The organism is Streptomyces sp. NPDC020422 (assembly GCF_044386705.1).
Lineage (GTDB): Bacteria > Actinomycetota > Actinomycetes > Streptomycetales > Streptomycetaceae > Streptomyces.
In genome coordinates this window covers 36,560-63,279 of record NZ_JBIRVJ010000006.1, presented here as the reverse complement: position 1 = coordinate 63,279, position 26,720 = coordinate 36,560, and the positions used below count along the sequence as shown (strand labels likewise).

Annotated in this window: 24 protein-coding genes; 7 read left to right on the top strand and 17 right to left on the bottom strand. The window is 75.3% G+C overall.

Annotated elements, in window-relative coordinates:
- Positions 1-3: 3 nt before the first annotated feature.
- The 3 genes from ACH414_RS17350 to ACH414_RS17340 all read right to left on the bottom strand — a co-directional run bounded on the left by ACH414_RS17350 (position 4) and on the right by ACH414_RS17340 (position 3,023).
- Positions 4-891 (bottom strand): universal stress protein, encoded by an 888-nt coding sequence (locus tag ACH414_RS17350; RefSeq protein WP_386570153.1) that lies wholly within the window; start codon positions 889-891, stop codon positions 4-6.
- A gap of 125 nt (positions 892-1,016) precedes the next feature.
- Positions 1,017-2,408 carry an acyl-CoA dehydrogenase gene (locus ACH414_RS17345; RefSeq protein WP_382534120.1) on the bottom strand — a complete coding sequence of 464 codons (1,392 nt, stop codon included), beginning with the start codon at positions 2,406-2,408 and terminating at the stop codon, positions 1,017-1,019.
- 156 nt (positions 2,409-2,564) lie between these two features.
- Complete coding sequence (locus tag ACH414_RS17340; RefSeq protein WP_382534121.1) at positions 2,565-3,023, bottom strand: RrF2 family transcriptional regulator; 459 nt, start codon at positions 3,021-3,023, stop codon at positions 2,565-2,567.
- Between the two features lie 390 nt (positions 3,024-3,413).
- Between ACH414_RS17340 and ACH414_RS17335 the strand changes: the two genes are divergently transcribed.
- Positions 3,414-4,295 carry a glutathione S-transferase C-terminal domain-containing protein gene (locus tag ACH414_RS17335; RefSeq protein ID WP_398942306.1) on the top strand — a complete coding sequence of 294 codons (882 nt, stop codon included), beginning with the start codon at positions 3,414-3,416 and terminating at the stop codon, positions 4,293-4,295.
- Positions 4,296-4,299: 4 nt separating this feature from the next.
- Here the strand turns inward: ACH414_RS17335 and ACH414_RS17330 are convergent, their stop codons facing one another.
- Positions 4,300-5,337: an NAD-dependent epimerase/dehydratase family protein gene (locus ACH414_RS17330; protein ID WP_382534125.1), complete on the bottom strand. Its 1,038-nt coding sequence runs from the start codon at positions 5,335-5,337 to the stop codon at positions 4,300-4,302.
- A gap of 164 nt (positions 5,338-5,501) precedes the next feature.
- On the opposite strand from ACH414_RS17330, the gene ACH414_RS17325 reads away from it, so the two are divergent.
- Together ACH414_RS17325 and ACH414_RS17320 are read left to right on the top strand one after the other, a co-directional pair.
- Positions 5,502-5,768 carry a DUF5133 domain-containing protein gene (locus ACH414_RS17325; protein ID WP_382534126.1) on the top strand — a complete coding sequence of 89 codons (267 nt, stop codon included), beginning with the start codon at positions 5,502-5,504 and terminating at the stop codon, positions 5,766-5,768.
- Positions 5,769-5,828: 60 nt separating this feature from the next.
- Positions 5,829-6,152, top strand: coding sequence for a DUF3040 domain-containing protein (locus tag ACH414_RS17320; protein ID WP_382534128.1), 324 nt, complete (start codon positions 5,829-5,831; stop codon positions 6,150-6,152).
- A gap of 52 nt (positions 6,153-6,204) precedes the next feature.
- Here ACH414_RS17320 and ACH414_RS17315 read toward each other — a convergent pair whose 3' ends face one another.
- Together ACH414_RS17315 and ACH414_RS17310 are read right to left on the bottom strand one after the other, a co-directional pair.
- On the bottom strand, positions 6,205-6,738 hold the full coding sequence (locus ACH414_RS17315; RefSeq protein WP_382534247.1) for a DUF6058 family natural product biosynthesis protein: 534 nt from the start codon (positions 6,736-6,738) through the stop codon (positions 6,205-6,207).
- Between the two features lie 179 nt (positions 6,739-6,917).
- A complete protein-coding gene (locus ACH414_RS17310) occupies positions 6,918-8,114 on the bottom strand; it encodes a D-alanyl-D-alanine carboxypeptidase family protein (RefSeq protein ID WP_398942304.1) in 1,197 nt (398 codons plus the stop codon).
- A 243-nt stretch (positions 8,115-8,357) separates the two neighbouring features.
- On the opposite strand from ACH414_RS17310, the gene ACH414_RS17305 reads away from it, so the two are divergent.
- Positions 8,358-10,295: an NAD-binding protein gene (locus ACH414_RS17305; protein WP_386570168.1), complete on the top strand. Its 1,938-nt coding sequence runs from the start codon at positions 8,358-8,360 to the stop codon at positions 10,293-10,295.
- A gap of 124 nt (positions 10,296-10,419) precedes the next feature.
- Here the strand turns inward: ACH414_RS17305 and ACH414_RS17300 are convergent, their stop codons facing one another.
- From ACH414_RS17300 to ACH414_RS17280, 5 genes are all read right to left on the bottom strand, one after another.
- A complete protein-coding gene (locus ACH414_RS17300) occupies positions 10,420-10,665 on the bottom strand; it encodes a hypothetical protein (protein ID WP_386570147.1) in 246 nt (81 codons plus the stop codon).
- Positions 10,666-10,727: 62 nt separating this feature from the next.
- A complete protein-coding gene (locus ACH414_RS17295; protein ID WP_386570145.1) occupies positions 10,728-11,207 on the bottom strand; it encodes an NUDIX domain-containing protein in 480 nt (159 codons plus the stop codon).
- Positions 11,208-11,401: 194 nt separating this feature from the next.
- On the bottom strand, positions 11,402-12,637 hold the full coding sequence (locus ACH414_RS17290) for an FAD-dependent oxidoreductase (protein ID WP_398942301.1): 1,236 nt from the start codon (positions 12,635-12,637) through the stop codon (positions 11,402-11,404).
- Positions 12,634-14,055, bottom strand: a complete 1,422-nt coding sequence (locus tag ACH414_RS17285; RefSeq protein WP_382534137.1) for an FAD-dependent oxidoreductase — start codon at positions 14,053-14,055, stop codon at positions 12,634-12,636. Before ACH414_RS17285 ends, ACH414_RS17290 begins: the two co-directional genes overlap by 4 nt.
- The gene (locus ACH414_RS17280) at positions 14,052-15,521 is read right to left on the bottom strand and encodes an FGGY family carbohydrate kinase (protein WP_398942300.1); all 1,470 of its coding nucleotides are present in this window, start codon (positions 15,519-15,521) and stop codon (positions 14,052-14,054) included. The genes ACH414_RS17285 and ACH414_RS17280 overlap by 4 nt, the downstream gene beginning before the upstream one ends.
- Before the next feature lie 304 nt (positions 15,522-15,825).
- On the opposite strand from ACH414_RS17280, the gene ACH414_RS17275 reads away from it, so the two are divergent.
- The gene (locus ACH414_RS17275) at positions 15,826-16,821 is read left to right on the top strand and encodes a hypothetical protein (RefSeq protein WP_382534140.1); all 996 of its coding nucleotides are present in this window, start codon (positions 15,826-15,828) and stop codon (positions 16,819-16,821) included.
- Positions 16,822-16,918: 97 nt separating this feature from the next.
- Positions 16,919-18,448: an amino acid permease gene (locus ACH414_RS17270; protein WP_398942299.1), complete on the top strand. Its 1,530-nt coding sequence runs from the start codon at positions 16,919-16,921 to the stop codon at positions 18,446-18,448.
- 47 nt (positions 18,449-18,495) lie between these two features.
- Here the strand turns inward: ACH414_RS17270 and ACH414_RS17265 are convergent, their stop codons facing one another.
- Positions 18,496-19,269 carry a GntR family transcriptional regulator gene (locus ACH414_RS17265; RefSeq protein ID WP_398942298.1) on the bottom strand — a complete coding sequence of 258 codons (774 nt, stop codon included), beginning with the start codon at positions 19,267-19,269 and terminating at the stop codon, positions 18,496-18,498.
- A gap of 202 nt (positions 19,270-19,471) precedes the next feature.
- Between ACH414_RS17265 and ACH414_RS17260 the strand changes: the two genes are divergently transcribed.
- On the top strand, positions 19,472-20,809 hold the full coding sequence (locus ACH414_RS17260; RefSeq protein ID WP_382534146.1) for a DUF2252 domain-containing protein: 1,338 nt from the start codon (positions 19,472-19,474) through the stop codon (positions 20,807-20,809).
- 198 nt (positions 20,810-21,007) lie between these two features.
- On the opposite strand, the gene ACH414_RS17255 is transcribed toward ACH414_RS17260, so the two are convergent.
- The 5 genes from ACH414_RS17255 to dhaL form a co-directional block, all read right to left on the bottom strand.
- Positions 21,008-22,411, bottom strand: a complete 1,404-nt coding sequence (locus ACH414_RS17255) for an NAD(P)/FAD-dependent oxidoreductase (protein WP_398942295.1) — start codon at positions 22,409-22,411, stop codon at positions 21,008-21,010.
- Positions 22,412-22,693: 282 nt separating this feature from the next.
- Positions 22,694-23,251, bottom strand: a complete 558-nt coding sequence (locus ACH414_RS17250) for a PadR family transcriptional regulator (RefSeq protein WP_398942293.1) — start codon at positions 23,249-23,251, stop codon at positions 22,694-22,696.
- 40 nt (positions 23,252-23,291) lie between these two features.
- The gene (locus tag ACH414_RS17245; RefSeq protein WP_382534152.1) at positions 23,292-25,316 is read right to left on the bottom strand and encodes an FAD-dependent oxidoreductase; all 2,025 of its coding nucleotides are present in this window, start codon (positions 25,314-25,316) and stop codon (positions 23,292-23,294) included.
- Positions 25,317-25,693: 377 nt separating this feature from the next.
- Complete coding sequence (locus ACH414_RS17240; RefSeq protein ID WP_382534154.1) at positions 25,694-26,101, bottom strand: PTS-dependent dihydroxyacetone kinase phosphotransferase subunit DhaM; 408 nt, start codon at positions 26,099-26,101, stop codon at positions 25,694-25,696.
- Positions 26,098-26,715: a dihydroxyacetone kinase subunit DhaL gene (dhaL, locus tag ACH414_RS17235; RefSeq protein WP_398942291.1), complete on the bottom strand. Its 618-nt coding sequence runs from the start codon at positions 26,713-26,715 to the stop codon at positions 26,098-26,100. The genes ACH414_RS17240 and dhaL overlap by 4 nt, the downstream gene beginning before the upstream one ends.
- Positions 26,716-26,720 lie beyond the last annotated feature (5 nt).

The following is a 26,720-nucleotide window of genomic DNA, read 5'->3' as shown; positions in this document are numbered from 1 at the left end:
TCGTCAATCCTGTGCGTCAACCTCGTGCGGCACCACCGCGACCGGGCACGGGGCGAGGTGCAGCGCCGCGTGCGCCACCGACCCGATCCGCCCGCCGAGCGCCCCGCGCCGCGCCCGCCGCCCCACCACGAGCAGCTGCGCGGAGCCCGAGCCGGAGAGCAGCACCTGCCCGGCGCTGCCCAGCTCCACGTGCGCGGTGACCGGGACACCCGGGTGGCGCTCCCGCCACGGTGCGAGGGCCTCGCGCAGTGCCTTCTCCTCGTACGGCACGAGCCCGCCGGCCTCGTCGGCGAGCCGCAGCGAGGCCGGGCTGTACGCGAGGAGGGGCGGCAGGCTCCAGGCCCGTACCGCCCTGACCGCCGCGCCGCGGGCCTCGGCCGCCTCGAAGGCGAACCGCAGCGCCGGCGCGCTGTCCTCGGGGCTGCCGTGCTGGCCGACCAGGATCTCCCCGGCGGGCGGTTCGGCCGCGGCGCCGTCGCGGGCGCGGACCGCGACGACCGGGCACCGGGCGTCGGCGATGATCTGCTGCCCGTACGAGCCGAGGAGGTAGCCGGTGACGGGGCCGTGCCCGCGCGAGCCGATCACCAGCAGATCGGCCTCCCGCGCGGTGTCGAGGAGCGCGGCGACCGGTGTGTCGCCCACGACCTCGGCGGACGACCCGAGCTCCGGGTAGCGCTCGGCGATGGTCGCCTCGGCCCCGCGCACCACGTCCTGGGCGGCCTGCTGCTGGCTCGTCGGGTCCTGGAGCAGGGGCAGGTCGAGCGGCTCCCACCGCCAGGCGTGCACCAGCCGGAGGGGGAGCCCCCTGCGCAGCGCCTCTCGCGCGGCCCAGTCCGCCGCGGCCAGGCTCTCCGGGGAACCGTCCACTCCCGCGACGATCTCACGACTCATCAGGCTGCCTCCGTCGGCTCGGCTTCGGGCCGGTCGGCCGGCCGGCCCGCTGCCTCCAGCTTGGGCCCATCGGCCGCCCCGGGAGAGGGCCGGAGGTCCCGAACCGCCCTGCCGATCGGCCCGGGTTACGCCAGGAGGGTGAGCCGGGCGTGGGTGCCGTTGAGGTAGTGGTCCCCGATGTCCCGCAGCCGGTGGTCCGGCGAGACGGGGGCGGTGAGCGACCGGACGTTGCGCCAGAAGCGGTCGAAGCCCTGTCCGGTGGCGTGTGGGCGGACGGCGGTGGCCGGGTCGACGAGTTCGAGGATGCGGGTGGTGATGTCGACCGCGGCCCGGTTGGTGACGGTCTCCGCCGCCGCGACCAGGACGGCGATGTCCGCGCGCTCCTCGACGTCGAGGGCCCGCTCCTCGACCAGCCCGTGGGCGAGGGCGTCCGTGGCCCGCTCCACCACAGCCGCGGCGGCGTGCGCGGCGGTCGCCAACTCCCCGTAGGCGAGCAGGAGGTACGGATCGTCCCCGGAACCGATGTCCGCGAAGCCCGCGGCCGGATTCCGCCCGCCCGCACCCGGCCCGTCGCCGTCCGCCGCGAATCCGGCCGCGAATCCGGTCCCGAAGCCGGTCGGGAAGTCGGCGGCGAACGCGGACCTGCCGCGCGCCCCTTCGGCCGGTGGCGGCGCGGCCTGCGTGGCCCGGCTGATGTCCCGGGCCTCGGCGAGCGCGCCTTCGGCGATGCCGAGCCCGACGTGGACCAGGAGCAGCCGCAGGGCGAGCGGCGCGAGGGTCGAGTACGGGGCGACGGCGTGCTCGTCGTGCGGGAGCGCGCCGAGCACCTGCGCCGCCGTGACCGGCACCTGGTCGAAGGTGACCGTCCCGGCGCCCGCGAGGCGCTGGCCGACCCGCTCGGCGCCCGCGTCGGTGAACACCGCCGGGTGGGCCGGGTCGACCAGGACGATCAGCAGGTCCCCCGTCTCCGTACAGCGGGCTCCGACGACCAGGCGGTCGGCGACGGTCACCCCGGAGGCGAAGGCGCGGCGTCCGTCCAGGACGTAGGCGCCGCCGCCGGCCGGGGTCAGGGTGAGCCCGGCGGGCCCGGCGTCCACGCGCGGCGGCTCGACCGCCCCGGCGAGCAGCCAGCCCTCCTCGGCGGTGACGGTGTCGAGGTCCAGCGGACCGGCCGCGGGGCCGAGGAACCGCGAGGTCCAGGACAGCACGCAGTGGTGGGCGAGGAGTTCGCCGATCGAGCCGTCGGCCGCGGAGATCTCCCTGATCACCCCGCACGCGGTGCGCCAGTCGGCGCCGCGCCCGCTGGGCCCGGGCGCGGTGAGCAGGGCGGGCAGCCCGGCCTCCTGGAGCCGCGCGACCTCGTCGAAGGGGGCCTTGCCCGCACGGTCCCTGGCCAGGGCGTCCACCGCGAGGTCGTCGGCGAGCTCCCTGGTGACGCGGGGCCAGATCGCGTCGGCGGCCGGGCGGTCGACCGACGCGGAGGTGGGGCGTATCGCAGACTTCTTCGGCGTTCTCACGTCACCTCACATGATCCCTAGTATCCCCACTGGAATAGTAGGGATACTGGCAGAGGGGCCGCCCGGGCCCCAAGAGGCGTCCGCATCGCGGACAATCGCATCTCGAAAAGCGGATGAAGGTCGGGCCGACCAGGGCCGTCGCGCGGGGCCGGACGGTTACGGATTGGTCCAGGCGTCCGGGTCCTCGGCGAGGGCCACCACCTCGGGCGGCAGCTTCGCCGAGGCCAGCTCCGCCAGCGACACCCCGTCGAGCACATGGCGCACGTTCGCCCGCAGGGCCACCCAGAGGGTCAGCAGCGACTCGGCCGGACCGGTGTACGAGAGCTCGGGCGGGCGCACCCCGCGCACCGAGACCAGCGGGCCCTCCACGCAGCGGATCACGTCCGCGACGGAGATCTCCCCGGCCGGCTTCGCCAGCCAGTAGCCGCCGTTGCCGCCGCGCTGGCTCTGCACCAGGCCGCCCTTGCGCATGTCGCCGAGGATGCCTTCGAGGAACTTGTGCGAGATCCCCTGGCAGTCGGCGATGGCCTCGGCCTTCACCGGTCCGGTGTCCTGGGCCGCGGCGAGCTGGAGGGCGGCCCGCACCGCGTAATCGGCCCTGGCTGAAATGCGCATAGGAGCATTATTCCGCACCCTTGACGGGGGGCGCGGGCGATCCCACACTCGTGGACGGGAAACCGAGCGAACAGGTAGGGAACCATGGCGACCATGGGAGCCGAGGACGCGGCGGGCACGGCACGTGCCGCCCGCCTGCCGCGCACCCTGCCGCTGACCTCCCGCCGCCACATCGATCTGCTGCGAGTCTGCAGCGCGGCCTAGGGGCCGGCCCCGAGCCCGTCCCGGGGCCCGTCCGGCGCGGGCGCCACTCCCGATCGGAGCAAGCCCCCCGCGTCCCGTCCGCGTCTCGGCTCGATCTCCTCCTTCCCGTACCTCTGCTGCCTCCGGGCGCGCGCCGACGCCGTCGTGCGCCACCGCGACCCAGCACCGAGCAACCCAGGGAGAAGCATGTCCGTCGTCCGCTCCACCGCCCCCTCCACCGCCCCGTCGGTGGTCCCGTCGATCGTCCCGCTCACCGCCGTCCCGGTCTTCCGAGGCCGGATCGGCTGCGACGTCCGCAGCGGCCACTACGCCGTACCGCACCGCTACCGGCTCCATCTGGCGCCCGCCGACCCCGGCTGTCTGGGCGTGGCCGTCACCCACAGCCTCCTGGGCCTCGACGAGACGCTCCCGCTGACCGTCCTGCCCGCCCTCCCCGACACGCCCGACGGCGGCTACGCCGTGCTGCGCCCGCTGTACGAGGCCAGCGCCCACCAGTACCCGGGACCCGCCGCCGCGCCCGTGCTCAGCGACGGCTGGACCGGGCGGATCGTCTCCACCCACGTGCCCGACATCCTGCGCGACCTCGCCCTGCGCTTCCGCGGCGACGGGCCCGAACTCCTCCCCGAGGCCGACCAGGACGAGATCGCGGCCATCGCCGACCTCTGCGCGCACAGCATCCACGCCGCCGCCCAGCGCGCCGGCGAACTCGGCCTCGACGACCAGGCCGCCCACCGCGACCCGCTCACCGTGCTCTTCGCCGCGCTCGGCTCCCTCGAGCGGCGGCTCGCCCGCCACCCGTACGTGCTCGGCGACGCGCCCACCGCCGCCGACGTGACCGTCTGGGTCACCCTGGTCCAGCTCGACACCGTCCACCGCTGGCACCTCGACGCCGCCGCGATGGACCGGGTCGCCGACCACCCCGCCCTCTGGGCGTACGCCCAGAGGCTCGCCGCGCAGCCCGCCTTCGGCCGCCACCTCGACATCGACGCCCTGCTCGCCCACCACCGCGCCCACTGCCGGGGCCGGGAGGCCGCCGGCGCGGCCATGCGGATCGTCGACTGGGGCTGACGGGTCAGCCGACGCGCCGGCCGGCGAGCGGGTCCGTGGCGTCGCCGCCACCGCTGCGGACCCCGCGCAGGAACTCCTCCAGGGCCTCGACCGAGGTCCTGGACGGCTCCCACTCCAGCTCCCGCCGCGCCCGGTCGGTGGCCAGCAGCGGCAACCGCAGCACGGCGTCGAACAGCCCCGGCGACGCGGGCGCGACGCGCAGCCGCCAGGCCGCCGCGAGCGCGCCCCGCACCGCGGCGTTCGGCACCTTCACCGGACGCGCGTCGAAGAGCCCCGCGAGCGTCCCCGCGTCGACCACCGGATCGGCCGCCAGGTTGAACGCGCCCCGCACGTCCCGCAGCAGCGCCCGCCGGTAGGCGTCGGCCGCGTCGTCGGTGTGCAGCACCTGGAAGCGCAGCCCGGAGAGTTCCGGTACGAGCGGAAGCAGGTCGGGCCGGAACAGATGGCCCGGGAAGAAACGCCCCAGGAAGATCCGCCGCTGCTCGCTCGCCGACTCCTCCTTGAACAGGAATCCGGGCCGCATCCGCACCACCCGCGTCTGTGGATGGTCCCGCTCGAAGGTGTCCAGAACCCGCTCCACGTACGCCTTCTCGCGGGTGTACGCGGCGCCCGGCCAGCCGTGCGTCGGCCAGGACTCCGAGACCGGCGGGCCGTCCTTGGGACCGGGGGAGTAGGCGCCGACCGACGAGGCGTACACCAGGACCGGCACGCGCGCGGCCGCGACGGCGTCGAAGACCCGTACCGAGCCGAGCACATTGCTCTCCCAGGTCACCGCCGGATCGTGCGTCGGCTGGAAGCGCCAGGCCAGATGGACGACCGCGTCCGCGTCCTCCAGGTACTGGGCGAGGCGGGGCTCGTCGCCCGCCATCGACAGGTCCACCTCGGCCCACTCCGTCTTCGCCGGCGACAGCCGGGGGCTGCGCCGGGCCAGACCCAGCACGGAGGCGACCCGCGGCTCCCGTTCCAGCGCGCGGACCACACTCGTGCCGACGTTTCCCGTGGCGCCGGTGACGACGACACGCAGACCCTCGCTCGGTTTCATGACCTGACCTTCCGTCCTCCCTCCCCTCGACCTTCCGCCATCGGGCGCGCCCGCGCACGCGGGACGGGCCGGTGGTCACGGAGCGTGGCGCTGCGGGTCGCGCTTGTGAGCATGTGCCCCGACGATGGTGGTGCCGGGGGGCCAGGGCCGTACAGGAGGACCGGATGCTGCTGCCCGACCGAAACACGATCGATCAGCTCCTGCGGAGCTACCGCGCCCAGGAGCGACAGGTCCTGGCGCGGCCGTGCGACGTATCGGTCCGTCGCCGGTTCGAGGACACCGCGTACACGCTCTGCGTCCTCATGGGAGAGCGCACCGCCCGCGAGGCGGCCCACGCCGCCGAACGCTACCTGGCCCAGCCCCGGCCCGAGCCGCGCCCGGTCGTCGCGGTCATGGCCCCGGGGGCGGTTCGGCGCGGCCGGGCGGGGTAACGGAGGGGTACAGGGCGCGGTCGGCGACGGCCGCCCGCGACCGTCCGGGAGGTGTCGGCGATGGACGAGGCACGGCTCTCACCACGTGAACGGCGCATTCTGGCCGAGATTGAACGGGACCTGGGACAGGACAGGGCGCTCGCCCGAGGGCTGCGTACCGGCCGATGGGTTCGGCGCGTCGAAGGACCCGCCACCGCCGTCCTCGGCATCGTCGCGATCATCCTCTTCGTGCTCGCCGTCGCCACCGAAGCACCCGCCCTGATCTGGGCGTTCGCCGCCGTCTGGGTCGTGACCCTGGTGTGCCTGCTGCGCCTGCTGATGGGCTGGTCGCGCCGCCACCTCACCGGACGCGAGCGCCCGCGCCCCGACGAACCGGAGGTCTGAGGGGCGAGGGTTCGACGGCGGAAGGTCAAAACGGCAGGGGGGCGGACGGAGGTCACGGGCGCGCCCAGCGGGCCCGTACCGCGTCCACCCAGACGTCCCGGGACGTCGGCCCGCCGAAGCGCAGCCGGTCGTACGGGGCGAAGTCCGGTTCCAGACCGTCGAGCTCGTCCACCAGCGCGTGCAGCGAGGCCGCCCACTCCGGCGAGTCCGGCCGCGGCGCCGCGACGGCCGCCGCGATCGCAGCCGTCAGGGCGCCCTTGCGGCGGATCGTGTCCGGGGCGACCCGGTGCAGACACACGTACCGGCCGCTCAGATACGCCGCCCACTCCTCGGCGCCCTCGGACGCGTCCTCCCAGTGCGCCACGAACCACGCCCGCAGCCGCTCCGCACCCCCGGCCGCGGCGGAAAGCGCGAACAGGTCGTGCGGCACCATCTCCGCGCCGTCCGAGCGCAGATAGCCCGGCAGCGGCAGCAGCCCGTCCAGCATCTGCCGCCGCGCCTCGTCCGCGTCCCGCCCGAGCACGGCGCACAGCTCCTCCAGGGGCGTGAACTGCGCGCTCACATAGGCGTCGTCCGCCGTCGTCATCGCATGCACGCCGTTCACCTCGTGAAACCGCCGCGCGACCGCCGCCGCGTACCGCCCCGTCCCCACGCCCATCGCGCCACTCCTCGCGCGCCCGGCCCGGGACCCTCCCGGACGGCGCCCGAGCAGGCTAGGAGCCGGACCGTTCGGCACCCGCCGAACCGTTCCGGCCCCGTCGGCGCTCAGTTCCCGCGCGCGCCGAACCGCCGCCACAGCCACAGCGAGAGCGCCGCGCCCAGCGCCGAGCCCACGAGGGCCAGCGGAAGGCCGGCCGCCGTACCCGTGGGAGCGGACTCCTGGTGCGGGTCGCGGTGGACCGCGCCGGCCGGGGCCGCCGCGAGAGCCGCCTGCGGCCCGGCCTGGGCCGCCGCACGGGCCTCGGCGCGGGCGCCCGCGCGCACGGCCTTCACCGGCTTGAGGGAGCCCACCGGCCGGACCCGCCCCGCCGCGTCGAAGCCCCAGTCGAGCAGCTCCCGGGCCTCCTCGTACACCGCGAGACCACCGCCCCACTGAGGGTTCATCACCGATACGACCAGCGTGCGCCCCCCGCGCCGCGCCCCCGCGACCAGGGTGTTCCCGGCATTGCTGGTGTAGCCGTTCTTGATGCCGAGGAGCCCCGGATAGCGGGCCACCCCGTCCGCGCCGGTGAGCAGCCGGTTGGTGTTCGCGATGCCGTACGACCAGGAGCCGGCCGGGAAGTCGGCGTAGCGGGTGGAGCAGTAGCGGGTGAACAGGGGATCCTGCAGGCCCGCCCGCCCGAAGACCGCCAGGTCGTACGCCGAGGAGACCTGGCCCGGCGCGTCGTAACCGTCGGGGGAGACCACCCGGGTGTCGCGGGCACCCAGGGCGCGGGCCTTCGCCTGCATCTGCCGGGTCATCGACTCCCAGCCGCCGTTCATCGAGGCGAGGACGTGCACCGCGTCGTTGCCGGAGCTGAGGAAGACGCCGTTCCACAGGTCCGACACCTTGTACGTGTAGCCCTCCTTCACCCCGACGAGGCTGCTGCCCTCGCCGATGCCGGTGAGCTCCGCGTCGCTGACGGTGTGCCGCTCGTCCGGATCGTGGTGGGGCAGCGCGGTCAGCGCGAACAGGGTCTTCAGGGTGCTCGCCGGCGGCAGCGGCCGGTGCGCGTCGCGGGCCGCGAGGACCTCGCCGGTGGCCGCGTCGGCCACCACCCAGGACAGCGCCGACAGGGAGGGCAGCCGCGGGGCGCCCGGCAGCGGCTGCACCTGCGTTCCCGAGCGGTCGAGGCGGGCGGGATCGACGAAGGAGCGCGCCGGCGGGGTGGGCTCGGACACGACGGAAGCCGAGGCCAGGGGAACCGGCAGGACGAGCAGCAGCGCCGCGGCACCGGCGGCGGCATGACGGACAGCTGGCATGACGATCATTCAGCCACCGTAGGAACGGGGTGCGGCGACCGCAGGACGGAGTGCGCCGACCGGCGTAGCGCCCGTGCCGGAGGGTGGGCGCGTCGCCCCGCCGCAGCTCCCGCCGCCCCTCGCCCGGTGGGCGGCGACCGGCCTGTCGGTGCCGCAGGGCATCCTGGTGACGTGTCCTCATTCCCGAACCAGAGCAGGCCCGTTGCGCCCGGCGACGCCGACGGCCACGCCCCCGCCGAACACATGATCGTCTGCGGTGACGACGTGCTCGCCCACCGTCTCGCGGCGGAGCTGCACGAGATGTACGAGGAGCGCGTCACCCTGCTCGTCCCCGCACCCGCCGAGGCGCCGAGCCGGCCCGCGGCCGCCCGCACGGGACGGGCCGCCGCGCTCTTCGGCCGGGTGACCGCCGCCGTCACCCGCACCACGGGCGCCGGCCCGGCCGGTGCGGGCGAGCCGCACCCGGCGGGGCGCCCGATCCGGGTCATGGAGACCGGCGAGGCAGACGACCAGGCACTGCTCGACGCGGGCGTGCAGCGGGCCGCCGCGCTCGCCCTGGTCCACGAGGACGACGAGCGCAACATCCGCGCCGCGCTGGCCGCCCGCCGGCTCAACCCGAGGCTGCGACTGGTCATCCGGCTCTACAACCGCAAGCTCGGCCAGCACCTGGCCGGCCTCCTCGACCAGGCCGCGGCCGTGTCCGAGCCCGGCCTCGACCCCGAGAAGCTCGACGCGTCCACCACCGTGCTCTCCGACGCCGACACCGCCGCGCCCGCCCTCGCGGCCACCGCCGTCGCCGGGAGCAAGAAGGTGATCCAGGCCGGCGGACTGCTGCTGCACGCCGTCGACCGCACCCCGCCCGCCCCCGGCGAGGTCGCCGACCCGGGCCTGTGCACCCTGGCGCTGCTCTCCGCGACCGCGAGCGACCCGGCGGGCAGCGAGGGCTCCGAGCGCAGCGGCGACCAGGGTCCGCAGCTGCTTCCCGACGACGCCGCCGTCGCCGCCGCCACCGGGCGCGGGATCGTCGCCCTGGAAGCCGTCACCTACGAGGGCCCCGCCCAGAGCACCGGCTGGCTCGGCGCCTCCGCGCTGCCCGTCGGCTCGCTCTTCTCCCGACGGCTGCGCTGGTCCCTCGCGGGAGTGGCGGCCGCGGTCCTGGCGATCGCCCTGGCCTCGACGCTCGCGACCGGCGACCACCCGCTGCACGCCGCCTATCTGACGCTCCTGGACGTCTTCGCCATCGGCGACCCGGCGGTGGACGAGCCGACCAGCCGCCAGCTGCTGCAGATCCTCGCCGGGTTCGTCGGGCTGCTCCTGCTGCCCGTGCTCGTCGCCGCGCTCCTGGAGGCCATGGGCACCTTCCGCTCGGCGACCACCCTGCGCCGGCCGCCCCGGGGCCTGTCCGGGCACGTGGTGCTGCTCGGCCTCGGCAAGGTCGGCACCCGGGTGCTCGCCCGGCTGCGCCGGATGAACATCCCGGTCGTCTGCGTGGAGGCCGACCCCGAGGCCCGCGGCCTGGCGCTGGCCCGGCGGCTGCGGGTGCCCACGGTCATCGGCGACGTCACGGAGGAGGGCGTCCTGGAAGCCGCCCGCATCCACCGGGCGCGCGCCCTGCTGGCCCTGACCAGCGTCGACATCACCAACCTGGAGGCGGCGCTGCACGCCCGGTCGATCAGCCCCGAGCTGCGGGTGGCGCTGCGCCTGTACGACGACGACTTCGCCACCGCCGTCTACCGCACGCTGCGCGCCGCGCACCCCGGCGCCCTCACCCGCAGCCGCAGTGTGTCCCATCTGTCGGCGCCCGCCTTCGCCGGGGCGATGATGGGCCGCCAGGTCCTGGGCGCCATCCCCGTGGAGCGCCGGGTGCTGCTCTTCGCGGCGCTCGACGTCACCGACCATCCGCTCCTGGAGGGCCGGACCGTCGCCCAGGCGTTCCGCCCCGGCGCCTGGCGGGTCGTCGCGCGCGGCCCGGCCGGCGTGGCCGTCGACCGCAGGGGCTACGGCCTGGTGTGGCAGCTCGCCCCCGGTGACGTCCTCGGCCCCGGCGACCGGGTCGTGGTCGCCGCCACCCGCCGGGGCCTCGCCGAACTCCTGGGCCGCCGCCGGCACCCCGAGCCGACGGACCGCGGGGAGAGCGGACGGGCGGGCCGACAGGGTCTGACGGCGCCTGGCGGGCCCTGACGGGGCCTGACGGGCGCTGTTCGGGACTGACGGGGGGTGACGCAGGAGTCGACAGGGTCCCGGTGGGCCGGGGATGCGCCCCCCGGCCCACCGGCCGGGCTGGGGGGCCGGGGGCCGGGCGCCCTCACACGGGCCTGCTCCGATCGGCCGTGGGGGAGGCCCGCAGCGCCGCCACGAGACTCAACAGATGCGCCTCGTTCCCCGAGAAGCCCGCCTCGCGCAGCGCCGCGTCCGCCTCGGCCATCGGATGCGTCAGCATCGCCGCCGCGTACGGCTCGAGGTGCGGATCGGCGAGCACCGCCTGGGTGGATTCGAGCAGCCGCAGGTAGGCCTGGGCGGCGGCGCGCTCGCGGCCGGTGAACGTCGTCATGTCGGGCTCCCTCTCGAGCAGGTGGCGGTCGTCCTGCCCACCCTCTCGCACGGGTCTGACAATCAGGCCCCTGGCCCGCCGAGGTGCGCCGCCAGCCGCTCCAGGAACGCCCGCTGACCCGCCACCAGCAGGGGCGCGGCCTCCGCGAGGGTGAACCAGCCGACCCGGTCGAGCTCCGGGAACTCCCGCAGCACGCCGGAGCCGCGCGGCCATTCCATGGTGAACGTGCCCGGCACCATCCGCTGGGGGTCGAGATCCGCCTCGACGGCCCAGACGGTGACGGTCTTTCCGTTCGCCTGCCGGACCTCCCCGAGTGCGATGTGCTCGCCGTCCGGCGCCGGAAGCCCCAGCTCCTCCTCGAACTCCCGCCGCGCGGCGGCCTCGGGCGTCTCGTCGGGCCCGTACTCGCCCTTGGGGACGCTCCAGGCGGCATCGGACCGTGAGGACCAGAACGGACCTCCCATATGGCCGATGAGCACCTCCGTACCGCCGTCGGCGGTCCTGCGGTAGAGGAGGAGACCGGCACTGCGCTTCTCGGGCATACCGCCCAGTGTCGCGGAACCCGCCACCGCGGTCGAGAGCGCCCGAGCCATGCCGACGGCCGGTGCGGCCCCCACCGGTCCCGGTAGACCGACGGCCGGTGCGGCCCCCTCCGGTCCCGGCAGGCCGACGGCCCCTGCGGCCCCCACCACCCGGTAGACCGACCGCCCGTGTGACCGCCCCCGCCCCGGCAGGCCTACCGCCCGTGCGGCCCCGCCGCGTCGGCAGGTCCACCGCCCGTGCAGGCCTCGCGTCCGTCGAGGCGGAGGACCACCGGGCCGCCCGCCGGGTCCACATCGGCCGTCCAGCCGGTCGGCGGACGGACCGAGCGGTGGGCTTCGAGCCGCCCGGGGAGCCGGCCCTCGTGCAGCACCCGGTCGTCCTGTACGACGGTGAGCAGTGGGCGCGACAGCCGCCGCGCGGGGCGGAGCAGCAGGGCCGGGGCGGGCCCGGTGAGGCGGTTGGGGGTGGCCCAGCGCAGGGCGCCCTCCGGGGCGAGGGGGACGCCTGGGGCGGGCCAGGGCGCGCCCGCGAGGTGGTCGAGGACGGCGGCGGCCACCGACCGGCCCTCCGCGGCCGCCACCACCCCGGGCTCCACGCCCCGCAGCAGGTTGCCCACCGCGAAGACCCCCGGCACGGGCGTACGGAACGCCGGGTCGACGGCCGGGCCGCGGGTCGCGGGGTCGAGGGGGACGCCACCTCCGCGGGCGAGTTCGTGGTCGGGGATCCAGTCGCCGGTGAAGACGACGGTGTCGCAGCGCAGCAGCCCGGTACGCCCGTCCGCACCGCGCACGACCACTCCCGACAGACGGCCCCGCCCGACCAGTTCGACGACCGTCGCCCCGCGCAGCACGGGCGCCGGCAGGCGCGGACCGTGCGGCTGCTCCGCGACGACCGCGACGACCGCGACCCCGGCCCGGCGCAGGGTGCGCACCGCGTGCCGGGCGACCGGCTCGGAGCCCACCACGACCGCACGGCGCCCGATCCGCTCGCGGCGCAGCCCGAACAGCTCGACCGACTGCTGGAGTTCACCGGTGCTGAACACCCCGGCGGGCCGGCTGCCCGGCACCAGGCGGGCGCTGCGCGGCCGTTCGCGCGCCCCGGTGGCGAGGACGACGGCCCGGGCGCCGATCCGTTCGAGGCCCGTGGGTGCGGTGACCTCCAGGGTGAGCGGCCCGGCCCAGCCCGTGGCGCTCACCCCGGTGCGGACGACCGCCCCGGCCCGGGTGGCGTCACGCACCGCCCGGCGGGCGTAGCCGGGGCCGGTGAGCGCGCCGAAGCCACCCCGCGCGCAGTGCCGCGGGACGCCGCCGGCCGTCCGCTCCCGCTCCAGGACCTCGACGCGTCCCGCGCCCGCGGTGGCCAGCCGGGCGGCCGCCGCGAGGCCCGCGGGGCCCGCGCCGACGATCAGGACGTCGACCGTGCGCTTCACCGTGCGCCTTCCTCGAACAGGGCCCGCACCGCCGCACCGCACGAGAAGCCCTGGCAGCGCCCGGCCCGCGCCCGGGTCCTGCGCCGCAGTCCGTCGAGCGAGGCGGGCGGCACGGCGGAGGCGAGCGCGTCGCGGATCTCGCCGCGGGTGACCCGCTCGCAGTGGCAGACGATGTCGCCGTACGCGGGGTCGCGGGCGATGAGGTCGGCGTCCCGGTACGGGCGGGGGAACGCCTCGCCGAGGTTGGGCATCGTCACGGGGGCGAGGCTGCGTTCCGCTCCGAGCGGAAGACCCGTGTCGGCGAGGAGCTCCACGGTGTGCCGGGCGATGGCCAGAGAGGCCGTGAGCCCGGTGGACCGGATCCCGCCCACCGTCACGTACCGCAGCTCCGGGTGGGCCGCGATCCGGTAGTCCTCGGCGCCGGTGGCGGCCCGCAGCCCCGCGTAGACCGCGGTGACCTCCTCGTCGAGCAGCGCGGGCAGGATCCGGCGGCCCTGGGCGCGCAGGGCGGCGAGCCCCTCCGCGGTGGAACCGGTGGCGGTCTTGTCGTCGAGGTCCTCGGCGGTCGGGCCGAGCATCACGTTGCCGTAGACGGTCGGCGCGACCAGCACGCCCTTGCCGAGGGCGCCGGGCACCGGCAGCAGGATGTGCCGGACGAGCTCGCGCGCGAACTTGTCGAAGACGACGAGCTGCCCGCGCCGCGGGGTGACCGTGAAGTCGTACCGCCCGACCAGCGCGTCGAAGGCGTCCGCGTACAGTCCGCAGGCGTTGACCAGGTGACGGGTGCGCAGCACACCGCGCCGGGTGATCAGCCGGTGCGGTGTGCCGGGGCCGCCCGGCCGCACCCTCTCCACCGGGCAGTCGAGGTGCAGGTCGACACCGGAGCGGACGGCCTGGGTGGCGTAGGCGAGCGGGGTGGTCCAGGAGCAGATCAGCGACTCGTCGGGCACGGCCAGGGCGCCCAGCGCGCCCGGGCCCACGTGGGGTTCGAGCGCGCGCAGTTCGGCGGAGCCGACGATCCGGGTGCCGTGGTGGCCGTTGCGTACGGCCTTGTCGGCGAGGCGGGGGAGCGCGGCGAGCTGGTCCTCGTCCCAGGCGACGAGCAGCGCGCCGACGGGCTCGACCGGGATCCCGGTCTCGCGGGCGTACGCGGCGAGCAGCCGGCTGCCCTCGCGGACCAGACGCGCTTCGAGGGAGCCGGGATCGGCGTCGAAACCGGTGTGCAGGATCGCGGTGTTGGCCTTGGAGCTGCCCTCGCCGATGTCGCCGGACGCCTCCACGAGCGCGACCCGCAGCGGATGGCGGGCCAGCTCGCGGGCGATCGCGCAGCCCACCACGCCCGCGCCGACGACCGTGACGTCGTACGCGGCGCCCGGGCCGGAGGTGTCCGGCAGCACCCCGCGACGGGTCACGCTCACGCGGTCGGACCCTTCTGCTCCACGGTGGCGCGTTCCTCGGCGGCCAGCAGCCCCGCCACGGCGGTACGGAAGCGGTCCAGGCGCTCCGCCGCCTCGGCGGCCGTGATCCGCGGCTCGTACACGGCGGACGGCTTCCACGGCGGCACGGCCTCGTGGACGGCGAGCCCGGGTGTGTGGCCGAGCCGGGCGACGGCCGCCACGCCGAGCGCGGTGGCGTCGGGGAGCGCGGAGACCTCGACCGGCCGCTGGAGGAGGTCGGCCTGCGTCTGCATGAGCAGGGCGGAGCGGGTGAGCCCGCCGTCGACCCGGAGCGTGGTGAGCGGCGCGCCCAGGTCGGCCGCCGCGGCGCCGGCGAGCTCCACGACCTGCGCGGCGATGCCCTCGCACAGCGCCCTGACCAGCTGGCCGGGACCGGTGTCCAGGCCGAGTCCGGTGAGCGAGCCGCGCACGTCGCCGCGCCACCAGGGGGCGGCGAGCCCGGCGAGCGCGGGGACGAAGGTGACGCCGCCGGCGTCGGGGACGGCGCCGCCGACGGTGTCCAGGTCGGCCGGCCCGGCGATCACGCCCAGTTCGGTGAGCCAGCGCACGGCGGACGCGGCCGTGTACACCTGCCCGTCCAGGCAGTAGCTGGACTCGCCGCGGAGCCGCCAGGCGACACAGGAGACCAGGCCGGAGTCGCCGCGGCGCGGCACCGGACCGGTCTGGGCGAGCAGGAAGGCGCCGGTGCCGTAGGTGCACTTGGCCGCGCCGGGCTCGGTCACGTCCTGGGCGAGCAGCGCCGCCTGCTGGTCGACGAGGAGCCCGGTCAGCGGCAGCGGCGGGCCGAAGGCGGTGGTGGTGCCCACCGGGGTGTCGCTGTCCACCACGCGCGGCAGCCGCTCCGCGCCGAGGCCGAACACGTCGAGCGCGGGCCCGGACCAGGCGACGGTGTCGAGGTCGAGCAGCCCGGTGCGGCCGGCGGTGGCGGTGTCGGTGACGAAGGCGCCGGTGAGCCGGTGCACGAGCCAGGCGTCGCTCGTGGTGACGACCCCGGCTCCGGTCAGGCTGCGGCGGATCCAGGCCATCTTGGGAGCGGCGAAGTAGGGGTCGAGAGGCAGTCCGGTGACTCGTCTCAACTCCGGCTCGTGCGGGCCGAGTTCACGGCACAACGCCTCGGCCCTGCGGTCCTGCCAGACGAGGGCGTCGGTCAGCGGCTCGCCGGTCGCCGGGTCCCACGCGAGCACCGTCTCGCCCTGGTTGGCGAGTCCCACCGCGACGGCCGGCTCCCCGGCCTCGGTGAGCGCCGCGCGTCCGGCGCTGACGACGGAGTCGTACAGCTCACGCGGGTCGACCTCGACGAGGCCGCCCGGCAGCGCGCGGGGGTGCACCGGGGCGAAACCGCTGCCGATGACCCCCCGTTCGGGGCAGACGACGAGGGCCTTGGTGCCCGACGTGCCCTGGTCGACGGCGAGTACCGGGCCCGTCATGCGTGCGACTCCCTGCTGCTGTGCGGTGGCTGGCGACCTTGATCGTGGAACCGGTCAGCCTGATGCAGTCGAAGCGCCCCGTCAAGCCTTCGCGGGCAAGCACGTCAGTTTTCCCGAGGCCGCTGACATCCAATCAAACTCGGTCGTTGGCTTGATAGTTACGGTCACGGAAGAAGATGGAACGGTCACGTCCAGCGACCTCTATAGTGATCGCCGATCACGGCCGGGATGGCCACGGGGCCGACCACCCCCTCCACCCACCGCACCGAGGAACGATGTCTCCCACCCACCGCCCGGCCCCCTGATGGCCGCGCAAGGCTTCCGGCCCGTCTACCACCCGGCGGGCCACGACCACGCCCTGCGGGGCGCCGTCCAGGACCTGCGGACCGGCCGCTGGGTGGCGATGGCCAGGCTCCTCGACGAGACGGCCGGCTGGCCCGGCTGGACCCGGCGCACCCAGGTGCTCGCCGCCGTCGCGGCCGGCACCGACGTCGTCGCCACCTGGCGGGCCGAGCAGCCCGGTTCCGTCGCCGCCGCCGTGATGCACGCACGGGTCGCCGTCGAACGCGCCGTACGTGCCCACCGCACCGCCCACGCCCGCACCCGCGAGCTGTGGCAGGAGGCCTGGACCGCCTGCCGGGAGGCCGTCGAGCTGGCCCCCGCCGATCCCGTGCCCTGGGTGTGCCGCCTCGCGCTCGCCCTGCTCGACGCCCGCCAGAGCATGGAGGAGCACCGGCTCCCGCCGCCCGCCCCGATGCTGCCGCCGGGCCCGTGGGGCCTGCTCGCCGAGGCCGAGAAGCGCGACCCGTACAACCGCGAGGCGCACCACCGGATGCTGCAGTTCGTCTACGCCCGCCGCCCCGGACCGCTCTCCGAGGCCGTCAACTACGCGCAGTGGGCCTCGTCCTCCGCCCCCGTCGGCTCGGCCCTGCACGCGCTCCCCCTCTATGTGCGCGTCGAGCGCTACCGGCGCGAGCGCGGCCACGAGCGCGCGCTCGACCTGCACTGGGTCGCCGAGGACGCCGTGCGCGACGCCCGCCGCGCCATGGACGCCTGGTTCCTCTTCTGCGCGACCGACGAGGCCAGCCTGCTCGACCTGAACTACCTCGCGCACGCCCTCTACGGCGCCCTCAGGTTCACCGACGCGAGCCGGGTGTTCGACGCCCTCGGTCCGTACTGGACCCCCCAGCCCTGGGCGTACCGCACCGCCCTCCCCGACGAACGCGGCCCCGCCGAGGAGGTCTTCCTGCGGGCCAGGGCGCGCTGTCTGGGCGGCGCGGAGAGCCGCCCGGCCCCCTGACCGGCCGCGGCGACGCCCGAACGCCCCTGCCCTCCACCCCGTACGCCCCCCCCACACGTCCCCCGTACGTCCCGCTCCCCTTCCCCCGGAGGAACGCATGTCCCGCACCGTCCCCACCGACGCGATACGCAAGCCGCCTCCGGCCGACGACGAGGAGGCACGGCTCAGAGAACTCGGCTACCAGCCGGTCCTCGCCCGCCGGATGGGCGGCTTCGGGAACTTCGCCATCAGCTTCTCGGTCATCTCGATCCTCTCCGGCTGCATGACCCTCTACGGCTTCGGCCTCGGCACCGGCGGCCCCGCCGTGATGCTCTGGGGCTGGGCGGGCGTCGGGCTGTTCGTGCTGTGCGTCGGCCTCGCCCTCGCCGAGGTCACCAGCGCCTACCCCACCTCGGGTGCGCTCTACTACATGGCGGACCGGCTCGGCGGGCGTCGCTGGGGCTGGTACACCGGCTGGCTCAACCTGCTCGGCCTGCTCGGCGCCATCGCGGGAATCGACTACGGTGCCGCGCTGTTCACCGGCGCCTTCCTCAACCTCCAGTGGGGCTTCGTCCCCACCACGGGGTCGACCTTCCTGATCTTCCTGGCGATCCTGCTGGTCCACGCGGTCCTCAACCTCTACGGTGTCCGCCTGGTCAGCGTGCTCAACTCGATCAGCGTCTGGTGGCACCTCGGCGGCGTCGCCCTCATCGTGGGCGCCCTCGCCCTCGTCCCCGACCACCACCAGTCCGCCACGTTCGTCTTCACCGAGTTCGTCAACGACACCGGCTGGACCAACCCGCTGTACGTCGCCGCGATCGGCCTGCTGCTCGCCCAGTACACCTTCTCCGGATACGACGCCTCCGCCCACCTCTCGGAGGAGACCTCCAACGCCTCGGTGACCGCGGCCAAGGGCATCGTCCGCTCCATCTGGGCCTCCTGGATCGCCGGCTTCGCCCTGCTCGCCGGGCTCACCTTCGCCATCCAGGACTACGCGGGCACGCAGAACAGCGCCACCGGCGTCCCGCCCGCCCAGATCCTGCTGGACGCGCTGGGCGCCGGCGGCGCCAAGGCCCTGCTGCTCGTGGTGATCGTGGCCCAGCTCTTCTGCGGCAACGCCGAGGTCGCCGCCGCCAGCCGGATGGTCTTCGCCTTCAGCCGGGACAACGCCCTGCCGGGCTCGGCCCTCTGGCGCCGGGTCAGCAGCCGCACCCAGACCCCGGTCCCGGCCGTCTGGCTCTCCGTCGTCACGGCCGGGGTGCTCGCCCTCCCCTCGCTGTACTCGGCCACCGCCTACGGGGCCGTCACCGCGATCAACGTCATCGGCATCACCCCCGCCTACGCCATCCCGATCTACCTGCGGCTGCGCGCCGGGCGGAACTTCGTCCCCGGCCCGTGGAACCTGGGCCGTTGGAGCCGGCCGATCGGCTGGACCGCGGTCGTGTGGGTGGCGCTCGTGACCGTGCTCTTCTGCCTGCCGCAGAAGTCCCCGGTGACGGTCGACAGCATGAACTACGCCGTGATCGCGCTGGCCGTGGTGCTCGTGCTCGCCAGCGTGTGGTGGTACGTCGCCCGCCGCTCCTACGGGACGCCGTCGGCGTACGGCAGCGCCCGCGAGGAGGCGGAGATCGCCGAGGGCATCGTCTGACACCCCCACGGGGCCGCCGGCGCACGAGCCGCCGGCCCCGGGGCCCGTCAGCCGCTGAACTCGTAGGTCCAGGAGCCCGTCCGGGCCGCGACGTCGATGTCCGTGACCTCCAGTGCGTGCCCGTGCTGGTCGCTCACCACCCGGTGGACGCTCAGCCGGGGCGCGCCGACGGCCGCCCGCTCCTGGGAGTGCCCGTCCGGCTCCTGCGGCACGCCGACGGACTCCCGGTGCGTGGTGCGCAGACCCGCCTGGTGCATCCAGTGGTACAGCAGGCGCAGATCGGGCTGCTGCCGGTACCGCTCGGCGCTGCGCCGGTAGCGGGCCAGCTGGGGGATCTCGGCGAGGGCGGGCCGGGAGAACCAGGACACCGACCGCTGCAGCGAGGCCCCCGACGGGGTGAGCACCGTGTGCCGGTGGACCAGGGTCGGCTCGCCGGGGGCGAGGGAGAGCCGCCCGGCCAGCGAGGCCGGCGGGGCCTCCCAGGCCAGCGCGGCGCGCACCAGGGCCTCGGCGGCGCGGGGTCCGCCGGGGAAGGAGCGCCGCGGCGGCGCCGGGGCCGGGACGGGCTGCTCGTGCTCGGCGCCGGCGGCGAAGGTGCCCCGCCGGTCGGTGACCACGAGCCGGTCGTCCCGCAGCAGCTGGAGCGCGCTGCGGACCGTCTGGCGGTTGACGTGGTAGCGGTGGGCGAGGTGACGTTCCGACGGCAGCCGGCTGCCGGGGGCGATGCGGCGCTGGGTGAGGTCGTCCCGTAGCGCTGCGGCGACCCGGAGGTAGAGCGGAAGCGCCGCCGACGTCACGGGTTCGGGAACGGGCTCGGCCATGTCGCGGACCCTCTCTGTCGTGCACAGTTCAATCATTGCCCGGTGTGACCAACCGGGTCGCATGGGTGATCAATTCCTATCATTGGTCTAAACCATTCCGGAAGTCCCGGCGGTGAGAGTGGCCGAATCGAGCAGCCCGATTTGTAATGGATCGCGAGCGAACGCTTGAGGCAGCGGCGGTGGAAGAGGTGGGTGAGGCCGGATGTCGACACCGTCCGAACGGGCCGAGAGGGGACGGGCGGCGCGCAAGCGCGTACCCCGCTCCTCGCACGGGCGCTGGATACCCTCCTCGCAACGCCCGGACCCCCTCGGCGTCCTGGAACGCCAGTCCCTCGACCGGGTCCCCGAGCTCGTCCCGATCCGCTACGGCCGCATGGCCGTCTCCCCCTTCGCGTTCCTGCGCGGCGCGGCCGCCGTCATGGCCGCCGACCTCGCGGCCCAGCGCAACACGGGACTGAACGTCCAGCTCTGCGGAGACGCCCATCTGCTCAACTTCGGGGTGTACGCCTCACCCGAACGGACGCTCCTGTTCGACGTGAACGACTTCGACGAGACGCTGCCCGGACCCTTCGAGTGGGACGTCAAGCGCCTCGCCGCCTCCATCGCGGTCGCCGCCCTCCAGAACGGCACCAGCAAGGCCAAGGCCCACCGCGCCGCCCAGGTCTCCGCCGAGGGCTACCGCACGGCCATGCGCCGCCTCGCCGGCCTCGGGGAACTCGACGTCTGGTACGAGCGGATCGCAGCCGAGGACATCGCCGGCCTGGTCCGCGGAGCCGACCGCAAGCGCCTGGAGAGCCGGCTCGCCCGCGCCCGCCGCCGCACCAGCCTGCAGGCCTTCGAGAAGCTCACCGAGAAGGACGGGACCGGCCGCCACATCGTCGACGACCCGCCGCTCCTGGAACGCGTCACCGACGTCGACCGCGTCACCCTCGGCAAGATCTTCAGCGACTACCGCAGCTCGCTCGCCGAGGAACGCCGGATGCTCCTCGACCGCTTCCGCTACCTCGACTCCGCCCGCAAGGTCGTCGGCGTCGGCAGCGTCGGCACCCGCTGCTTCATCCTCCTGCTGGAGGGCCGCGACGACGGAGACCCGCTCTTCCTCCAGATCAAGGAGGCCGTGCCCTCGGTCCTGGAGCAGTACCTGGCGCCCAGCGCGTACAGCCACCAGGGCCGCCGCGTGGTCTGCGGGCAACGGCTCACCCAGGCCGCGAGCGACATCTTCCTCGGCTGGATGACCGGACCCGAACAGCGCCACTTCTACTGGCGCCAGCTGCGCGACATGAAGGGCTCCGCCGAGGTCGAGTCCATGTCCCCGGCCCTGCTCCGCGACTACGCGCGCCTGTGCGGCCGCGCCCTGGCCCGTGCCCACGCCCGCTCCGGCGACCGCATCGCCATCGCCGCGTACCTCGGCGGCTCCGACGTCTTCGACCGCGGCATCGCCGACTTCGCCCTGCGGTACGCGGGGCAGAACGCGGACGACTACGCGGCGCTGAGCGCCGGCATCGCCGCGGGGGTGGTGACCGCGGCCCCGGGGGTCTGAACGCCCCGCCCAGGGCCGCCGCGGCCCGGCCGCCCGACGTCCCCGCGTCCCGGCGGCCCTGGGCTTGGCGCGGAACGCCCCGCCCGGCCCGCGCGATCGCGGGCGCTCCCGAAGGGCCCCTGCAGCTCGGCTGCAAAGGCGCCCCGGCGACCGGCGACCGGTGCTCGCACGCACCGGGCGCCGGGCGCCGGATACGGCCTACGCGCCCGTGGCGCCCTTGCGCAGCAGCGGCGGCTGCGCGGGAGTCCGGGGCACCGGCTCGAAGAGGACCGCGCGGGCCACCGAGGGCGCGAACAGCCCCGCCAGCGGTGCGGTCAGCGTCAGCGCCGCGCGGAAGGGCGTGCCCACCACGGGATTGCCGGAGGCGCGCGCCTGCACACGGCGCAGGTACCAGCCGGTCACCTTGTCGGCCGCCCCGGTCCGCGCCGCGTCACCCGTCGCGCCCGGCATCTTCTTGTCGGCGCCCGCCGAGATGTCCCAGGCCTGCTTCGAGGCGTCGAGCAGGGCCCGCTGCACCCGCCGGGTGGTCGGTGTGCGCCGGGAGTCCGCGAGGACCTTGCGCAGCGCGACCGCGGTGATCGCCGCGACGGCCATGCCCTGCCCGTAGATCGGGTTGAAGGCGCACAGCGCGTCGCCGGTCGCGAGGAACCCGGCCGGACGGCGGCCCGGACGGTCGTACCGGCGCCGGATGTTGGCCGTCCTGCGGAAGCCGTACACGGGCGACAGCGGCTCGGCCTTGGCGATCCAGTCGCTGACCACCGGGTGCGGCAGCTTGCGCGCGTACTCCTCGAACAGGTCCTCGTCCGTGGGAGGTTCGTCGCCCCGCAGACCGGACAGCGTGACCAGGTGGCGTCCGTCGCCGAGCGGCAGCACCACACCGCCGTACACCTGCTCCGGGTTGGGCACCACGTAGTAGCCGAGGGCGTCGGTCGACGGGTCGTCGGCGGGGGAGCGGTACACCCGCGTGCCGTACGCGAGACCCGTGTCCAGGGTCTCCTCGTGCGGGGCCTCGGCGCCGATCGCCGCCAGCCACTCCGGCGCCCGGGTCGAGCGCCCGGAGGCGTCGACGACCAGATCGGCCTCCAGTGGGCGCGGCTCCCGGTCCGCGCCCGCGCCGCGCTCGCGCACCAGGACGCCCCGCACCCGCGCGGCGTCGCCGAGCAGGCCCACCGTCTCGGTGCCCTCGACGAGTTCGATCCGCGGATCGGCGAGGACCCGCTGCCGCACCAGCCACTCCAGCTGGGGCCGGGGCCCGGTGTAGAAGTGCGCGGTCGCCGGCGTGCGGACGTACCACTGCCCGTTCTGCCACTGGACCATGTCCTCGGGCACGCCGACCTTCGGCGCGCCCAGTGCGCGCAGCTCGTCCATGAAGCCCGGCAGCAGCTCGTCGAGCGCCCGCTGCCCGCCCTCGATCAGCACGTGCAGGTGCCGCCCCTGCGGAACGCCGGGGCGTGCCTCCTGCCCGTCCGGGTAGCGGTCGCGCTCGACGACCGTGACCCGCTCGGCGTGTTCGCTGAGGACCCGCGCGGCCAGCAGACCCGCGAGACTCCCCCCGATGACCACCGCATGACGTGTCCTGCGGTGACCCAACTCGTCGGCCATCCTCGCCCTTTCGCGTGATCGGATGTTGTCGGTCCAGGACTGACCAGTATCTCCGATCCGCGGCGCGGAGCCGCAGGGTTGCGCCACCCGCGGATGGAAGCGGATGGAAGCGGGTCGAAGCGGTGGGATGTGGTGGGAAGTGCTTGGGAGCCGTTGCGAGTGGTGGGAGGCGGGCGGAAAGCAGGTGGCGGCGGCCGGCGGCAGGGGGGTGGAGGCGGGCGGAAGCAGGTGGCGGCGGCCGGCGGCACAGGGGCCGGGCCCCGGGCGCGCGTTCAGCCCGTCTCAGGCCTTCCCGGCGTCCGGTGCCGTCGCGTCCAGCTCGGCCAGCGCGTGGGTCAGCCACTCCACCCAGAAGCGTTCCAGGTCGATGCCGCCGCGCAGCACCAGATGCCGCAGCCGGTCCGGCTCCGCCGTCCGCCGCTCGGCCGGGAAGTCCCGTACCTCGATCTCCAGGTACTCCTCCAACTGGCGCCGGTGCAGTCCCAGATGGCGCTCGAGCTCGGCCCGCAGCCCGGTTCCGCCCACCACGGCGGCGGCCCGCATCCGCAGCAGCAGCGCGGAGCGCAGCGGTTTGGGGTCCTCCGGGGTGTCCACCCAGCCGGCGAGTTCCTCGCGGCCCGCCGGCAGCACCTCGTACTCCTTCTTCTGCCCGCGGGCCGGTGCGACGGACGGCAGCGCGCGGATGTACCCGGCCTGCTCAAGCCTGCCCAGTTCGCGGTAGATCTGCTGGTGGGTGGACGACCAGAAATAGCCGATCGACCGGTCGAAGCGGCGGGTCAGCTCGAGGCCGGAGGACGGCTTCTCGAGCAGTGCCGTCAGGATCGCGTGCGGGAGGGACATGCTCGCATCCTAGATTCGGCCGCTCCGACCGGTCGGCCGGTCAGAGGGTGGCGGCGAGACGGGTGCCCTGGTCGATCGCGCGCTTGGCGTCCAGCTCCGCGGCGACGTCCGCCCCGCCGATCAGGTGCGGCGCCCGGCCCGCGGCGACCAGCTCCTCGTACAGCCCGCGGCGGGGCTCCTGGCCCGTGCAGAGCACGACGGTGTCGACGGGCAGCAGCTGCGCCTCGCCGTCGATCGTGAGGTGCAGGCCCTCGTCGTCGATCCGTGTGTACGACGCGCCCGCGACCATCGTCACGCCCCGGTGCTTCAGCTCGGTGCGGTGGATCCAGCCCGTGGTCTTGCCCAGGCCGGCGCCGACCTTGCTGGTCTTGCGCTGGAGCAGGTGGACCTGGCGGGGCGGCCGGGGCCGCTCCGGGGTGCGCAGACCGCCCCGGGTCTCGTACGAGGTGTCGACGCCCCACTGGCGGAAGTACGTCTCGGCGTCCTGGCTCGCGCCCTCGCCGCCGTCCGTGAGGAACTCGGCCACGTCGAAGCCGATGCCGCCCGCGCCGAGGATCGCGACCCGCTCGCCGACGGGCGCGCCGTGGCGCAGCACGTCCAGGTAGCCGACCACGCTCGGGTGGTCGACGCCCTCGATCTCCGGGGTGCGGGGGGTGACGCCGGTGGCGACGACGACCTCGTCGTAGCCGTCGAGGTCGGTGGCGGTGACGAGGGTGTTCAGGCGCACCTCGACCCCGCGCTCGGCGAGCTGGACGCGGAAGTAGCGCAGGGTCTCGTCGAACTCCTCCTTGCCCGGCACCCGCTTGGCGACGTTCAGCTGGCCGCCGATCTCCTCGGCGGCGTCGAACAGGGTGACGGTGTGGCCGCGTTCGGCCGCGGAGACCGCGCAGGCCAGCCCGGCCGGGCCGGCGCCGACGACGGCGATCCGCTTGGCGAGGCGGGTGGGGGAGAGGACCAGCTCGGTCTCGTGGCAGGCGCGCGGGTTCACCAGACAGGAGGTGATCTTGAGGCTGAAGGTGTGGTCGAGGCAGGCCTGGTTGCAGCCGATGCAGGTGTTGATGGTCTCGGCGCGGTCCGCGGCGGCCTTCGCGACGAAGTCCGGGTCGGCGAGGAACGGGCGGGCCATCGACACCATGTCGGCGCGGCCCTCGGCCAGGATCGCCTCGGCGACCTCGGGCGTGTTGATCCGGTTGCTGGTGACCAGCGGCACGGAGACGGCGCCCATCAGCCGCTTCGTGACCCAGGTGTACGCGCCGCGCGGCACGGAGGTGGCGATGGTGGGGATGCGGGCCTCGTGCCAGCCGATGCCGGTGTTGATGATGGTGGCGCCGGCGGCCTCGATCTCCTTGGCCAGGGCGACCACCTCGTCGAGGGTGGAGCCGCCGGGGACCAGGTCCAGCATGGACAGCCGGTAGACGAGGATGAACTCCTCGCCGACGCGCTCGCGGATGCGGCGGACGATCTCCAGCGGGAAGCGCACCCGGTTCTCGTAGGAGCCGCCCCAGCGGTCGGTGCGCCGGTTGGTGGCGGCGGCGATGAACTCGTTGATGAGGTAGCCCTCGGAGCCCATCACCTCGACGCCGTCGTAACCCGCCTCCTTGGCGAGCTCGGCGCAGCGCACGTAGTCCTCGACGGTCTGCTCGACCTCGGCGTCGGTCAGCTCGTTCGGCACGAAGGGGCTGATCGGGGCCTGGACGGCGCTCGGGGCGACCAGCCCCGGGTGGTAGGCGTACCGGCCGAAGTGGAGGATCTGCATCGCGATCCGGCCGCCGGCCTCGTGCACGGCGTCGGTGATCACCCGGTGCTCGGCGACCTCCTCGGCGCTGGTCAGCTTGGCGCCGCCGTCCCAGGGCCGGCCGGCCTCGTTCGGGGCGATGCCGCCGGTGACGATCAGACCGACGCCGCCGCGGGCGCGCTCGGCGTAGAAGGCGGCCATGCGCTCGAATCCGTGCTCGGCCTCCTCCAGGCCGACGTGCATGGATCCCATGAGCACCCGGTTGGGCAGGGTGGTGAACCCGAGGTCCAGCGGGCTCAGCAGGTGCGGGTACGGGGTGGTCGGGGCCATCGGGGCGCCTCCTCGCGCGGGGTCGTCACGCACTGTTGTAGACGACGCGTCGCGTGATGTGCAACAAGTTGCATAAAGGCGTGGGGGTGATGTGTGCCATGTCGGGGCGCGGGGCGCGGGGCGCGGGGCGCGGGGCGTGGGGCGCGGGGCGCGGGGCGCGGGGCGCGGGGCGAGGAAGGGAGGGAGGGCGAGGACGGAAGGAGGCGAGGGCGAGGGCGAGGACGGAAGAAGGCGAGGGCGGGGGCGGGGGCGGAAGGCGCCGCGCGGCGGGGGCGCGGGCCGCGGCCCCGGGACCGTCGCCCGGCGCCGCGCGGCGGGGTCGCCGGCCGCGGCCCCCCGGGCGCCAAACCATCGCCCGCCGCCCCCGCCCTGGCCCCTCACTCCTTCCGGTACGCGTACGCCTCCGACGCCGCCGCCTCCACCGCCGCCAGGTCGCCGCCCGCGCTCGCCGTGACCAGAGCCGCCACCGCGCCCTCCACGAACGGCGCGTCCACCAGGCGGGCGCCCGCCGGGAGCTCGTCGCCCTCCGCGAGGAGGGCCTTGACGGTGAGGACCGCGCTGCCGAGGTCCACCAGGAGGGCCACCCCGGCGCCGCCGTCCGCCGCCTTCGCCGCCTCGGTGATCAGGTCGGCGCTCGTGCCCAGGCCGCCGTCCGGCGTCCCGCCGGCCGGCAGGATCGGGGCGGTGTCCCCGCCGCCCGCGAGGCCCCGGGCGAGCTCGGCCACCGAGGCCGCCACCGCCGCGCTGTGCGAGACCAGCACGATCCCGACCCGCGCGCCCGTCATCCCGCCACCTCCGCGAGCGCGGCGATCAGGAGCGCCGACGAGGTCGCCCCCGGGTCCTGGTGCCCGACCGACCGCTCGCCCAGATAGCTCGCCCTGCCCTTGCGGGCCCGCAGCGGTACGGTCGCGAGCGCGCCCGCCTCCGCCGCCTCCCGGGCCGCCGCGAACGACGTGCCGAGCGCCTCCGCCGCCGGCACGAGCGCGTCCAGCATCGTCTTGTCGCCCACCTGCGCCCCGCCCAGCTGGGCCACCGCGGCCACCCCGGCGCCCAGCGCCTCGGCGAGCGCCGCCCGGGAGACCTGCTCCGCCTCTCCCAGCGCCTTTCCGGTGCGGCGCAGCAGCGTCCCGTACAGCGGCCCCGAAGCGCCGCCGACCGTGGAGATCAGCTGCTTCCCGGCCGCGACGAGCACCGCTCCCGGCGTGGCCGGGGTCTCCTTCTCCAGGTCCGCGGTCACGGCCGCGAACCCGCGCTTCAGATTCGCCCCGTGGTCGGCGTCGCCGATCGCCGAGTCCAGCTCGGTCAGCCGGTCCGCCTCGCGGTCCACCGCCGCGCCCGCCGTCTCCAGCCAGGACCGGAAGAACTCCGCCCCGTACGTCCGCTTCGTCTCCTCGCTCATCCCCG